The following is a 13170-nucleotide window of genomic DNA, read 5'->3' as shown; positions in this document are numbered from 1 at the left end:
GGATTACAAAGACTCCAGCTCCGCCTGCGAGACGACGCCGGCGATGGCCGCCAGTTGCCGCATGCTGACTTGATGCTCCTCGTCGCTGGCTGCCGCGCAAGCCGGCTCCAGCACCAGCACGCGGTAGTCCCTGTCGTGCGCGTCCCGCGCCGCCGCCTGCACCGCCCAGGTGCTGCTGACGCCGGCGATCACCAATCGTTCAACTCCATGGGCGCGCAGGATGGCTTCCAGCGCCGTCGCATAAAACGCGCTGACGCGGTGCTTCACCACGACGGCGTCTTCCGGGCGCACATCCAGCTGCGGATGAAAACGCGTCCCCTCGCCCTCCAGATTGAAAACGCCAAGCGCCGCCGCGCGGCTGAAAAAGGGCGAGCCTTGCGGCATTTCGATATAAGAGGGAGAGAAGCCCAGCTTGACATGAATCACCGGCCAACCGCGGGAGCGGGCCAGCGCGATGGCGCGATTCGCCTCATCGATCACGCCGCGTTCGGCGGCATGCGCGCCGCAACGCGCGGCGGGGCGAGTCGGATCGACGATATCCAGGATGTAATCCAAGGTCAGCAGCGCTGTTTTCACGCGGCATCCTCCATGAAGAATCAGTTAGCGACGGCCAATTTTTCCATCAGCGGACCCGCGCGCAACAAGACGGCAAGCTCGTCCTCGTCCAGCTCGCGCATCGCCTCCAACAGCCAGCCATCGCGCAGCAGGCGATTGCGTTGCAAGGCCGCCCTGCCGGCCTCAGACACGCTCAAGCGCGTCTTGCGGCCATCCACCAGATCGGGGCGGCGCAAAATCAGCCCTTCCTCCTCCAGCTCGCGCAGGGCGCTGGCCAGATTGGACGAACGCATGCCCTCGCTGCGGGATAATTGGGAAGGCGTCGCCTCGCCGTCCGCCCGATCTATCGCGGTCAGCACGGACAACAGCCCCATGGGCAATACATCCTCGGCGGCAGGCTTGCGCAGCTTGCGGGCCAAGTTCATCAATTGCTGGCTCAAGCGGGTCGCATCAGCCGGAAGAAGCGAGATATTAGACATAATCTATTTCTTGATAGCTATGTTTTAATAGCAAACGCATAAAAAAAAGTGCGGCAATCCACCGCAGCCCTTTAGGCCAACCGGCTTTGCCGCACAGCCGCCATTCGTCTCCGGCCTTGTTCAGAAACCCCTAACCTTTCCCGAACCAGGCTGAGTGAGAGACGCTCGACCGACGACAAAGCCGTGCCCTGATTGCAACACGAATCAGCCAAGAAATGCCGCTAAACAATACGAGATCACTCAAAAATGGAAACTACCAAAAATGGTCATGCCCGCGCCCCAACACTACCATCCAAAAATTAACCGGGGCTTCCCCTCGCCCGCCAGATACCGCTGGTGGCCAAAGAGAGTGTGCACTTACCGCACATATTTTGCATAGATCATGCGAAATATGCAAACTATTCTGTAGTTGAGTGTTGCCAGTTTGTCACTCCCTGGAATTGCTGCTAGGATTTCGCACCCCTCGCACCCTGCCCGGAGCTCGTTGATGACCGATGATTTCAAGCCGCTGTTCCTATCTCGGCTCACACAGTTGCTTGAACTGCGGGGCATTGCCGAGCGGGAACGCAATGTCTGGCTGAAGAACCTGCTGGAGATCGATCTATCCAGCGCCAATCGCAAGCTGCGCGGCGGAATTGCCCTGAATATTGAAGAACTTGCCAAGGTTGCCGGCGCGCTCTCCTGCTCATCCGACTACCTGTTGGGTCTGACTTCCTCCAGCCAGGAAGAAGCCGCGGCCTTTCAAAGCCAAAGCCTGTCCGCCACCTTGCGCATGGAGGGCCTGGCATCGGATGAGCTCTTCGCCACAAGCGCGCGAGCCTGGCAACCGGCAGAAGGTATGGACAGCTGCATTGTTTGGCTTGGGAAGATAGAACGTGCGAATAATGCACGGAATGTCGCCTGGCGCTGCCAGGACAGCGGCGAATGGTGGTTCGGCCTGCAAGGCGATGCGCCGGGAGCATGCGAATTACGCCCGGTGATCGCCTGTTTGATGGTGGAATCCGGCCTGAACAATCATCGCGTGGCCGTTGTCGACGATAGAGCGGAAACCGCGGAAGTGATGCAGAGCTTTCTGGAGCAGGCCGGCTTCCTCGCCGACACCTTCACCGGCACGGCGGCGGCGCGCGCCGCGCTGCAAACCACCCGCTACGACGCCTTCGTGCTGGATTGGTCTATGGGCCAGGGCGAAAACACCGAGCCGCTGATCGAGGAGATCCGCCGCACCCTGCCGCCCGACACGCCCATAATGCTGATCACCGGCGAAGCCAGCGAGGCGGAAATCGAACGCGCGATCGATCGCCACGGCGTGCGCTACTTCCAGAAGACCGGTTTGTTCAAACCCATCGTCGCGCAGCTGAAAAAAGATCTGAGAGAGCAAGAGCCTGGCGGCGAAGCCCGTTAAGCCGCCGCATCCGGCGCCCACAGCAGCGGCAGCCGGATCTCGAATACCGATCCCTTCCCCGGCGCGCTGCTGACCAGGCGCACGCCGCCATTCATCAGCACCGCTATCCTGGCCACGATCGCCAGCCCCATGCCGGCGCCGCCGCGCGGCCCGCCGTTGGCCAGTTGGACGAAGGGCTCGAACAGCCCGGCTTGCTCCGATTCGGGTATGCCTATCCCGGTATCGCTGACCGTCACCAACAGCCAGCTGTCGTCCGTCCCGGACTCATAACTCAACGCGACCCGGATGCCGCCCTCGTCGGTATAACGGACGGCATTGGAAATCAGATTGCTGACGATTTGCCGGAAACGGGTGGCGTCGGCATACACCGGCCGGACCAACCCGCAACCCTCAAACGCCAGGCTCAAGCCTCTGGCTTCCGCCACCGGACGAAACTCGCCCACCACGCTGGCCACCAGCTGATCGGCGCGGAATGCGCCAGGCCGCAGCATCATCCGCCCGGCATCCAGGCGCCCCATGTCCAGCAAGTCCTGCATCAATTGCGACAAATAATCGGCCGCCGTCCGCACATTGGCCAAGGTGCGCCCCACCCGCGGATTGCGCACCATCTCGCCCAGCAGCTCGACGCCGCCCTGGATGGTGTGCAGAGGGGTCAAGACCTCATGGCTGACCGTGGACAGCAGGGTGGAGCGCGCCAGCGCCATCCGCACCGCCTCCTCGTGCGCCTGCCGTTCCGCCAGGATGGCCTCGCGCTGCAGCTCGATGACCTCCTGGCGGCGGATCGCCTTCCACAGCTCCCAACCCAGGAAGATGGCCAACAAGGCCCAGGTGATCAGGCTGATCAAGGCGAAATGCCGCAGCCGCATGGTCTGGTTGATGGAGATATCGCGCAGCTTGACCTCTTCGTCGTGCGCGGCGATGACCAGATCGGCGATGACAGGCGTCATGTCGCGGAATTCGCGCCGCAGCGCGATGGCGGCGCCGGGGTTGTCGCGCACCAGCGGCAAGAGCTTGTCCACCTCGCGCATGAAAGCTTCGCTGCGATGCAGCAAGCCCACGTATTCCTGCACCGTGCCCAGCTGCGGCGACACCGAGCGGCTGAGCACCAAGTACTTGGAGCGCAGCACATCATGCGCCAGCATCAGCTCTTCGTAGCTTTCCTCTTTCAAAGAGTAAGCCGACAGTTCGATATTCATCCGCTGTATCGCATAGCGGTACTGGGACGCCGCCCAATAGTAGCCTTCGCCCGGCCCCGCCGCCTGCTCCAGCACCTGCTTGGAAAACAGCGTGCTCTGCACATAGAAAAAACAGAGCATGGGCAGCAGCACAGCCAGGAATAGATAGGCCAGCCACTGCCAGCCCTGCGACCTGCGAATGCCGGCGCTCATCAATACACCACCAGCGCCTTGATCTGCCAAGCCAGCTTGGCGTCGGAGCGGACTTGCTGCAGTTCAGGAAAATCGCTGACCGGATACATCAGCCACAGGGGGCCGAAATCGCTGCGCTTGAGCCGCTTCCCATCCACCGTATGCGCCAGAACGGGGCGGTAGCGGTCCAGATCGCTGAGCGGAATGCTGACCCGGAACTCGTCATAGGTGACGACATCCACTTTATGCCCCTTCGCCTTCACGGCGTTGAGCACGTCCGCCAAGCGGGGACCGGTGAAGGCGGAAGTAGGCGTCCAGGTGGTGCGGGTCTTGATGGTGTACTGCGGCAGGCGCAGCAGGGCCTGCTCGCTGAAATGATAAGTGTTGCCGTTGGGGTCGTTGCTCGCCCCGATCTTGCCCGTCACCACCAACAAGTCCTGAGCCTGGACCTGTCCCATCCAGAACAGCGCCAGGACAAGCCATATCACTCGTCTCACCATCTCCCCCTCCCGCGACCGCTTGCCCAAAACCGGGCTGAAAAACGGCCAAGCCTACCATCAGCGGCGGCGTCTAGCCAGTCGCCCGGCAAGGAGAGGCTGCGGCCCGCTGGCAGAGCGCCGCAGCACGCGCAGCGCGGGCCAACAAAGTCATACGCGGAATGCCGATGGAACTCGTATCGCCTAGCCGATATTCATGTATTGACGCCAAACAGGCCTCAGCGCCCGCCCACAACCACCGTGCAGGTTTGACCGGCGATCAGCGCCAGATCTTTGGGCAAGGCATCCAGTTCGATGCGCACCGGCACCCGTTGCGCCAATCGCACCCAGTTGAACGTGGGGTTCACATCGGCCAGCAATTCCCGTCCGGTGGCGGCGTCGCGGTCGGTGATGCCGCGGGCGATGCTGGCGATGCGGCCCTTCAACAGGCGGCCGTCGCTCATCAGCGTCACATCGGCGCGATCGCCCACCTTCAGGCTGCCGAGCTTGGTTTCCTCGAAATAGCCATCCACATAAAAGGAATGGCTGTCGATCAGGGCCAAGCGGGCGGCGCCGGCGGCGGCGTAATCGCCGGGATGGACATTGAGGTTGGTGACATAGCCGTCGGCCGGCGCGCGCACCACGGCGCGCTGCAGATTCAGCGCCGCCAGATCGCGGGCGGCCAGCGCGGCCTGGTACTGCGAATCGGCCGCCGTGGCGGCGAAATCGGCGCTCTCGCGGCTTTCGGTCGATACGATGGCGCTGTCCAGGCTGGCGCGGCGCGCGGCTTCCTTGCCGCGGCGCTGCTTGTCCGCCTTGTGCCCGGCCAGGGCGGCCTCGGCTTGCGCCAACGCGGCGCGGTAGCGCGCCGGGTCGATCTCGAACAACACCTCGCCCTTGCGCACCAGCTGGTTGTCTTTGACTGCCACCTGGGTCACCAGGCCCGACACGTCGGCGGCGATGGTCACCACATCGGCCTTGACGCGGCCATCGCGCGTCCACGGCGACAGCATGTAGTGGTCCCACAGCGCTTTGCCTATCCAGACGGCGGCGGCAAGCATGGCGAGAGTGATCAGATAACGGATGACGAGATTGGCGCGCATGGCGTAAGTCCAGAAAACGGGTTCAACGATAAAGCGGCAAGGCGAGGCCGCCGAAGATCACAGCCAGCAGGCACCAGCGGAACAAGGCCGGATGCCATACCCGCTCGTAAACGCCCAGCTTGCCGAGCAGCCAATCCGCGCCGGTTTGCAGCAGCAGGCTGGCGATGAAAATAGGCAATAAAGTGGGCAACAAAATACCGTATACGGCGATTTCACGCGGCATGGTTTTCTCCCGTATCCGGCAGCGCGTCCAACAGCGAGGTATGAATCAAATGCAGCGTGGCCAGCATGCGCTTGAGCCGCGCGAACTCATCCGGCCAGGCCGCGGCCTGGCGCTCCCGGATCGGCGGCCCGCCCGCCCGCAAGGCGGCCAGGGCCTGACGCAGGGCGGCCTCGTCCGGCGCGGCGAAATAGCGGTCCAATGCCGCCACCGCCTCCAGCAAGGCCTGGCGCACCGCCGAGGGCGCGCCGTCGGCCAGCTCGCGCAAATCGACAATGGCCAGCCCCATCTCCAGCAAGGTGATGGCCTGGCTGACCGTGGCCTGGCGCGCCGGATCGTCGCGCGGGCCGGGCGCCGCGCTCAGTTGGTTCAGCAGGTCGCGAATGCGATTGCCGAAACGCTGCCGCAAATGCGGCAAGGCGGCGCGGCAGGTGGAGCGCGCCTCGCGCCACAGGGCCGCGGCGATATGGCGGCGCGAGCCCATGGTGTGCTCGGGCAACACCAGCACGAAGAACAGCGCCGCCAAGCCCAGGCCCAGCAAGCGGGCGATGCTGTCGTTGAAAAAGCCGGTCACGTCGAAACGCATCAGGTTTTGCGGCTCCACCCCTTGGGCGATCATCAGGATGATGCCGGTGCCGATGCCCGCTGTTTTGGGCAGGCTCTTCAAATAGCAGCCCAGGGCCAAAAACGGCGCCATCGCCAAGGCCAGCTGCGCAAAGCCTTCCGCCTGGTTCACCATCCAGAAGGCGCAGACATAGGCCAGCGGCGTGCCCACGGCGAAGCCGATCAGAATCTGCTTCACCATCAGCGTCGGCCGGGGCGACGACGACGCCAGGCCGCAAAAAATGGTCGCCAGCAATACCGCGCCCAGGGCGCTGGGCCAGGCCAGCCAATACCAGGCCAGGGACAGCGTAAGCAGGGTCAGGGCGGCGCGCGCGCCGCTGGCCAGCACGATGGCGGCCGGCGTGCGCGGCGAATAGGCCAGCGCCTCCACTTGCCGCGGATGGCGCTGCTTCAAGCCATGGTAGACGGCGGTGAAGCTCACCATTTCGTCGACGAAACGCTGCAGCAATTCAGAAGCGGTATCGAACTCGATGCGCTGCGTCTCGTCATGCGGCATCGCCAGCAGCCTTTCCCGCGCCTCTTCCAGCCCTTGGGCCAGCGCCGGCCGCATCGCCTCCAGTTTTTCCAGCGTCTCGCCGGCCTCCAGCGCGGTGCGCGCCGGACCGTCCTCCCGCTCCAAGGCCTCGGCGGCCAGGGCGAACAAGGGATAAAGCAGGCCCAGCAGCGGCGAAGCCGCGTCGGCGCGCAGCCGCTCCATCTGCCGGTGCAAGGTATGGAAGGTCGTCAGCGCCGCCATGAAGGTGGCGTTGAAGGCATGCAGCTGATTGCTGCGCGCGCGCAGATTGCCGGCCTCGAAAAAAGCGGCGGCGCGCCCGGCCTCCAGCGCGGCGATATCGGCGGCGAAGCGCAATTGCGTCGCCTCCAGCGTGGACTTGTCCAGTCGCTGCGCCAAGGCTTGCCGGCACAATAAGGCGAAACCGTGATAGCGGCTGCGCACGGTGCGGACCACCAGCTCGGTCTGGCTCTTGGGCAGGATGAAATCGTTGACCAGCGCGCAGCACAAAATGCCCAAGGAAATTTCGGACACCCGCGTCACCGCCAGGTTGAAGATGGCCAAGGGATGGTTCAAGGCCGGCAGGCCGATGATGCAGGCGGTGTAGCCGGACAACACGAAGGCGTAGGAGCGCGAATCGCGATACTGCGTAGCGCCGCTGGCGCAGACGCCCACCCACAGCGCCATGCTGATCAGCATCAGCACCGGCTGGCCATCGAACACGCCGGCCAGACCCAGCGCCATCACGCTGCCCACCAGGGTGCCGAGTATCCGGTACACGCTTTTTTCCAGCACCGCGCCGCTGCGCGGGAAGGCCACCAGAAATACCGAAATCATCGCCGTGCTGGGCGAATCAAACCCCAGCCGGAACGCGATCCACAAGGCGGCGAAGGCCGACAACATGGTTTTGGCGGCGAAACTCCAGCTCTCGCCCTCAGTGGCCAGCCAGTCGGCGGCGACGCGCCGGCCAGCCGCGGCCAGGCTGCCGCTCATCTGCCAGCCCCTTGCGGCGCGCGCGTCTGTACGCCGCCGCCCAGCGCGCTCATCAGAGCAGCATAGCTGTCCAGCCGCTCGCCATGGATTCGCGCCAGCTGTTGCCTAGCGTCCAGCAGCGACAATCTGGCCGACAGCACGCCGTCCTGCTCCGACAAGCCGGCGCGGAAGCCCTGCTGCGCCAATTTCAGCGCGCGCTCGGCGCTGGCGCGCGCCTGCTCGGCCTGTTTTTGCTGCTCGGCCAATGAGCGCGAGCGCGTCACCGCCGCGGCCACCTCGTTCAGCGCCCGCACCACGCTGGCGTTGTAGGCCGCCACCGCCGCGTCATAGGCGGCGGACTGCGCGCCCAGCTGGCTGCGCAAACGGCCGCCTTCGAAGATGGGCAGGCTAATGGCCGGGCCGACGCCGCGCACCGCGGTGGACGAGGACGGGAAATTGTCGAAACCGATGGCCTGGAAGCCGATGAAGGCCGACAGATTGATATTGGGATAGAAGGCGGCGCGGGCGGCGTCTATCTTCTTCGCCTCCGCCTCCACCTGCCAGCGCTGGGCGACGACGTCAGGCCGGCGGCCGATCAGCTCGGCGGGCAGAACCGCAGGCAGCGCCGCTTCGCGCTCGGCCGGCTTCAGCGCGGGCCTATGCAGCTTGTCGCCCGCGCCCGGGCCCTGGCCGGACAGCGCCGCCAGCTGATTGTCCAGCAAGGAGATGTTTTCGTCGATCTGCTCGATCTGATTGCGCAAGGCCGGCAAGCGCGACTCGCTCAGCACTACCTCGGCCTCGGTGCCCAGCCCGGCCGCCTTGCGCTTTTTCGCCAACTGCAGAAAACGCTCGCGCTGCGCCAGGCTGTCTTGCAGCAGATCCTTGATTTCGTATTGAACGGCCAGCCGCGCGTAATCGCGGACGATGGCGGTGGACAGATTCAGCCTGGCGAGCTGCGCCTCGGCCGCCAGCACCTCGGCCTGATCCAGCGCGGCGGCCAGCGTCGCGCGCTGACGTCCCCACAGGTCCAGATCGTAGCCGGCGTTCAGCGAAGCATGGTTGTACCAGGAATAGTTGCCGGCTTCGGGCGGCGGAATGAAATCTTGCTCGGAATAACGCTGCCGGGTCAGCGACAACTCGCCCGCCACTTGCGGACGGGTGGCGGACTCGGCGACGCCGGCCAGCGCCCTGGCTTGCGCCAGACGGGCTTCGGCCGCCTGCAGATTGGGATTGCCGGTCAAGGCCGCCGCGATCAAACCGCTCAGCTGCGGATCGTTCAGCTCGCGCCACCACTCGCCTTTCGGCCAAGCCGCCTTATCCGCGGCGGCGGCCAGCGCGGCGCCGCCTTCCAGGCTATTCGGGTCCAATAATCTTGCCCGCGAGCCGTTATCGCCGACAGCGGCGCACCCCGCCAGCGTCATCGCCAGCAGACACGCTGTGATCTTGTGAAACCTAGGCATCCGTCGCACCTACACCAACCAAAAAAAGAGAAGGCCGCGCGGCGGCCAAGGCGAATCGAAATCGTTTCGCCATTCTAACATCGAATGATGACAATCTCATCGCAGAGATCCTAGGCCAGCTCCTGCCGCCCCAGCTCCCCCTCGACAACTCAATATAGCGCAAGCGCTCCGCGCGCTGGACGGCCCCAGGCCGCCAGCGGCAAGCGTCAATCAAAACGCACGGTGTAGCGCGACTCGGCCGACATCGCCGTGCCGGCTTTCAGAATCACCGACCAGCTCTTGGACAATTGGTAAGCCAGTTTGACCGCCTGATCCGCGCTGCTGATGCCGTATTCGTAGCCCAGATACAGCTCGCGCGTCAGCTGCCGCCCCACCGTCACCACCTGTTCGGCCGGGCTGACCGTGCCGTTGGCCAGCGTTCTCTCCTTGCGGCTGGACACGCCCAGATCGTCGAACAGGCCGACGTGGTCGTTGATGGAGCCGGCCAGCATCATGCCGGCCGAAGCCGCCAGATCGTTGTTGTCGCGATCGCCGCTGGCGGCCCGCCCCAACACCAGCCAGGCCAGCTTGTCCTTGTCCGCCATCGGCTCATCGGTGATCAGCCGCACTTTCGGCGCCGATACCGAACCGCTCACCTCCACGCCCGCGCCCACCGGCGACAGGCGCCGGGTGGCCTGGACATTGAGCAAGGGATTGTCCAGCGGACCATTGAAGGTGATGGCCCCGAAAGTGATATCCAGATCCTGGCCGTATGCCTTGTAACGGCCCTTGTCGACCTTGACCTGGCCCTTGGCCGCCGGCGCTTCGCCCGGATTGGCCGTCACCCGCACCTGGCCGGACAGTTCGACATCCAGCCCCTGGCCGGAGAAGCGGAAGCGGTCGCCCAGATCCAGGTCCAGCGCCACGGTCAAAGGCATGCTGGCGAAGGCGGAGGGCTCCGGCGCCGCCCGGCCCACCACCACCACGTCGCCGCCCAGATCGGGCGCGCCCAGCTTGGGCAAGCCCACCCGGCCGTAATCGGAACGGATGCGGCCATTGAGCGACAGCTTGCCGCCGATAAAGGCCAGCTCGCTTTGTCCGGACACCACCAGCCGCCGGTTGGGCTTGTCGAACACGCTGAAACGCTGCAGCGTCACCTTCACCCGCGCGTCCGGCTGCTCATGGCTGAAGTCCAGCGAGCCGCTGGCATTGACCTCGCCCTTGCCGCTGACGAAACGCAGCTGCTGCAATTGCAGCTGGCGGCCATCCAGCCTGGCCAGCAAGCTGCCCTGATCCAAGGTGATGCCGGTGCGATGATCGGCCAGCTTCAGCCGCTCGCCGCGTATCTGTCCCTGCGCCTGCGGCTGGGACAAGGGCCCGCTCAGCTCCATGGCGGCACTCAACTGCCCGCCCAGCTCCAAGCCCGGCCCCGCCAGCTCCGCCAACACCGCCAATGACGGCAGGCTGGCGCGCACCGTGCCGGACAAGGGCGTGCGGCCGTCGATCTGGCCGCCGTTCCACGGCAGGCTGCCCTGGCCCTGAGCCTGGGCGAAGCGGCTGTCGAGATTGACGTTGAAGTTCAGCATGCGGCCGTCCAGCGTCAAATCCGCCCGGGCCGTCTTCAGGCCCAGCGGCGCTTTGCGCTTTTTGTCCAAGGGCAGCTGGATGTCGCCGCCGCTGCGCCAGACCGACACCTGGCCGACGCCGGCGGGACTGAGCCCCCAGTCGGCGTCGAATTGCAGATTGTGCTCGATCGGCAGCTTGAGCAGGCTGCCCAGCTCGGCCAAGCGCAGGCCGCGCGCGCTGCCATGGCCGCTGAGCGCGCCATTGGCCTGGCGAGTGAAGTCGCTGAGGCTCAAATTGCCGCCCAGCGCGGACAGGCGCGTCGCGCCCAGCTTTACTTGGCCGTCGCCGCCTATCGTCAGCGCCACCGGCGACAACAGGCTGATAGCCGGCGAGCCGGACAATTCCAGCCGCTGCACGCCGCCCTGCCAATCATGGTTCGCGCCCAGGCCGCCGGCGGCGGCGAATTGCAGGCCGTAAGCCAGATCGTTGAGCCGGAAGCGGCCATCCAGCTGCAAGCTGTGCTTGGCGCGCGTGCCCGAGGCGCGCGCGCGCAGCTGTTCGGCGCGCAGGCCGCCCGCCTGCAGCGCCGCCACATCCAGGCTGAGCTGGAAGGGGCTGGCCTGATCCGCCTTGATATTGCCGGAAAACTGCATGGACTGCAGCGACACGCCGCCCGGCAGGCGCAGACGCTCCGCCTGCAGCTTGGCGTTCAGCAGCGGCGCCTTGGGCACGCCGGCCAGTTCGCCCTGCCCCTGCACCGTGCCGGCGAAGCCCGGCCCCAGCAAGGACAGATTGGGCGCGTTGATGGCGAGCTTGAGCTTGTCGCCCGCCGCGCCGTAGCTGCCGCTGGCTTGCAGACGGTTGTCCGCCAGCCGCACATCCATCAGCAGCTGCTTGAGCCGCTCTTGCGCCAGCAACAGATTGGCGCTGCCGGACAAGGACGCGCCGGACAGTTTGCTGGGCGCGAACTGCAGCTTGGCGCCCACCTCCATCGGCTCGGCCAGTTGGCCGCCCAGCTTCAGGCTGGCGTTCAGATCGCCCTTGGGCAAGCTGGGCAGCAGCCGCGAGGGATCGGCCCGGCTCAACTGCCCATTCAATTCGAACAACTGCTTGCCGGCCAAACCCAGCTTGCCGGCGGCGCTGAAATGCCCGCCGCCCGCCGACAGCTCCAGCTTTCTCAGCAACAGCGCCGGCTGCTTGCCGGAGGAAAACTCCGTCAGCGCCTCCGCCTGCAACAACTTGCCCTTCAGCTGCGCCGCGATATTGGGCGCGGACGGCGCGCCTTCCAGCGTCACGCGGCCGCTGATGGCGTCGTCCGGCGCGGCCTCATGGATTTTGCGCAAAGCCAGCTGTTTGAGATCCAGCGCCAGCTTGATCCGATCCGACTTGAGCTCGCCGGCGACATCGACTCGCCCTCCCGCCAGCTCGGCATAGCTGTTGTATAGCTCCAGCGCCTGCGCGTCGGCGCGGAACTCGCCCGCCAGCAGGGACAGCGGCAGATGCTGCGCCGACAGCGCGCCGGATTCGGCATTGATCAGCGTCAGCCCGCCCTTGACCCGCTGGCCGGCATCCGGTTCGGCGAATACGGCGAAGCTGACCCGCCCCTTGGGCCAGCTTGGCAGAATGGCTTGCGGATTGATGTTGCCGACGCGGGCGTCCAAACGCGTCAGCCGATTGAAGGCGTTGGCCTCGAAAGGCTTCAGCGCGCCGCTGACATCGACGCTGACGCCCTTGCCGTCCAGTTCCCCGGCGAACGCCGGCTGCAGCAAGCTGCCAGACACCTTCAGCTCGGCCTTCACCGCCACATGCTCCAATTCGCCCTGCGCCGCCAATTGCCCGCTCAGCGCGAACGGCGACGCCGCCGCCAGATTCACGCCGGCGCGCAAGCCGCCCCAGGGCGTGTCCAGGCGCTTTAATTGCAGGCTATGGTTCGCACCGTCATAACGGTAGGACGCGCTCAGGCGGTACAGGCTCAACTGGCCAGGCTGCAGCGTCAGGCTGGCCAGGCTCAGCTCGCCGACATGGATCTTGAACGGCAGGGACAATGTCCGCGGAGCCTGCGGCGGCGCGGTTTTTTCTTGCGGCTGCGGCCGGCTGGCGACGCGCACATGGCCCAGCGCCAAGCGGTCCACATCCAGCCAGCCGCGCCACAGGCGCTCGGGCTGCCAGTCCAGCCGCAACGATTCGATATCGATGTCGTCGTAAGCACTGCGCACGCGGACATCGCGCAAGGCGAAGCCGCGCCATAAAGTGCCCTCGGCCTTGGCCACGCTGAAATGCCCGCCGCTGAGTTGGCCGGCGGCGCGCAATGCCCAGGCGAAGCCCGCCTCGCTGGCGCTCAGCCAAGCCAGGCCGGAGACCAGGGCGGCGAACAGCAACAGCAGGCTGAAGAGAAAAATGCGCCAGAAAGACGCCCGGCGCGGCGGCGGCGCCTGCTCCTGCGGCGGGGTTTGCGGGGTGGCTTGCTCGTTCAT

The 13170-nt window shown here is 65.5% G+C and carries 10 protein-coding genes; 1 reads left to right on the top strand and 9 read right to left on the bottom strand.

The window, feature by feature from the left end; translation table 11 throughout:
- Window positions 1–3 precede the first annotated feature (3 nt).
- Window positions 4–576, bottom strand: coding sequence for a cysteine hydrolase family protein (locus tag NKT35_RS09090; protein WP_254300681.1), 573 nt, complete (start codon window positions 574–576; stop codon window positions 4–6).
- 20 nt (window positions 577–596) lie between these two features.
- Window positions 597–1034: a MarR family winged helix-turn-helix transcriptional regulator gene (locus NKT35_RS09085; protein ID WP_254300680.1), complete on the bottom strand. Its 438-nt coding sequence runs from the start codon at window positions 1032–1034 to the stop codon at window positions 597–599.
- Window positions 1035–1521: 487 nt separating this feature from the next.
- On the opposite strand from NKT35_RS09085, the gene NKT35_RS09080 reads away from it, so the two are divergent.
- The gene (locus tag NKT35_RS09080; protein ID WP_254300679.1) at window positions 1522–2436 is read left to right on the top strand and encodes a helix-turn-helix domain-containing protein; all 915 of its coding nucleotides are present in this window, start codon (window positions 1522–1524) and stop codon (window positions 2434–2436) included.
- Here the strand turns inward: NKT35_RS09080 and NKT35_RS09075 are convergent.
- The 7 genes from NKT35_RS09075 to NKT35_RS09045 all read right to left on the bottom strand — a co-directional run bounded on the left by NKT35_RS09075 (window position 2433) and on the right by NKT35_RS09045 (window position 13170).
- Window positions 2433–3824, bottom strand: coding sequence for a sensor histidine kinase (locus NKT35_RS09075; protein ID WP_254300678.1), 1392 nt, complete (start codon window positions 3822–3824; stop codon window positions 2433–2435). The genes NKT35_RS09080 and NKT35_RS09075 overlap by 4 nt on opposite strands.
- Window positions 3824–4291, bottom strand: coding sequence for a putative pterin-binding protein (locus tag NKT35_RS09070; protein ID WP_254300677.1), 468 nt, complete (start codon window positions 4289–4291; stop codon window positions 3824–3826). The genes NKT35_RS09075 and NKT35_RS09070 overlap by 1 nt, the downstream gene beginning before the upstream one ends.
- A 227-nt stretch (window positions 4292–4518) precedes the next feature.
- The gene (locus NKT35_RS09065) at window positions 4519–5382 is read right to left on the bottom strand and encodes an efflux RND transporter periplasmic adaptor subunit (protein WP_254300676.1); all 864 of its coding nucleotides are present in this window, start codon (window positions 5380–5382) and stop codon (window positions 4519–4521) included.
- 22 nt (window positions 5383–5404) lie between these two features.
- Window positions 5405–5605 carry a DUF1656 domain-containing protein gene (locus NKT35_RS09060; RefSeq protein ID WP_254300675.1) on the bottom strand — a complete coding sequence of 67 codons (201 nt, stop codon included), beginning with the start codon at window positions 5603–5605 and terminating at the stop codon, window positions 5405–5407.
- A complete protein-coding gene (locus tag NKT35_RS09055; RefSeq protein WP_254300674.1) occupies window positions 5595–7712 on the bottom strand; it encodes an FUSC family protein in 2118 nt (705 codons plus the stop codon). Before NKT35_RS09055 ends, NKT35_RS09060 begins: the two co-directional genes overlap by 11 nt.
- A complete protein-coding gene (locus NKT35_RS09050) occupies window positions 7709–9151 on the bottom strand; it encodes an efflux transporter outer membrane subunit (RefSeq protein ID WP_254300673.1) in 1443 nt (480 codons plus the stop codon). Before NKT35_RS09050 ends, NKT35_RS09055 begins: the two co-directional genes overlap by 4 nt.
- A gap of 206 nt (window positions 9152–9357) precedes the next feature.
- Complete coding sequence (locus tag NKT35_RS09045; protein ID WP_254300672.1) at window positions 9358–13170, bottom strand: translocation/assembly module TamB domain-containing protein; 3813 nt, start codon at window positions 13168–13170, stop codon at window positions 9358–9360.

Origin of the sequence: Chromobacterium sp. IIBBL 290-4, from assembly GCF_024207115.1 — a bacterium.
Taxonomy (GTDB): Bacteria; Pseudomonadota; Gammaproteobacteria; order Burkholderiales; family Chromobacteriaceae; genus Chromobacterium.
This window is presented reverse-complemented; position numbering and strand designations above follow the sequence as displayed.

Bases quoted from the DNA above. Each gene is read 5' to 3' on its own strand.
- NKT35_RS09045 (WP_254300672.1), bottom strand. From the start codon at position 13,170: ATGAACGAGCAAGCCACCCCGCAAACCCCGCCGCAGGAGCAGGCGCCG.
- NKT35_RS09085 (WP_254300680.1), bottom strand. From the start codon at position 1,034: ATGTCTAATATCTCGCTTCTTCCGGCTGATGCGACCCGCTTGAGCCAG.
- NKT35_RS09060 (WP_254300675.1), bottom strand. From the start codon at position 5,605: ATGCCGCGTGAAATCGCCGTATACGGTATTTTGTTGCCCACTTTATTG.
- NKT35_RS09050 (WP_254300673.1), bottom strand. From the start codon at position 9,151: ATGCCTAGGTTTCACAAGATCACAGCGTGTCTGCTGGCGATGACGCTG.
- NKT35_RS09075 (WP_254300678.1), bottom strand. From the start codon at position 3,824: ATGAGCGCCGGCATTCGCAGGTCGCAGGGCTGGCAGTGGCTGGCCTAT.
- NKT35_RS09055 (WP_254300674.1), bottom strand. From the start codon at position 7,712: ATGAGCGGCAGCCTGGCCGCGGCTGGCCGGCGCGTCGCCGCCGACTGG.
- NKT35_RS09080 (WP_254300679.1), top strand. From the start codon at position 1,522: ATGACCGATGATTTCAAGCCGCTGTTCCTATCTCGGCTCACACAGTTG.
- NKT35_RS09065 (WP_254300676.1), bottom strand. From the start codon at position 5,382: ATGCGCGCCAATCTCGTCATCCGTTATCTGATCACTCTCGCCATGCTT.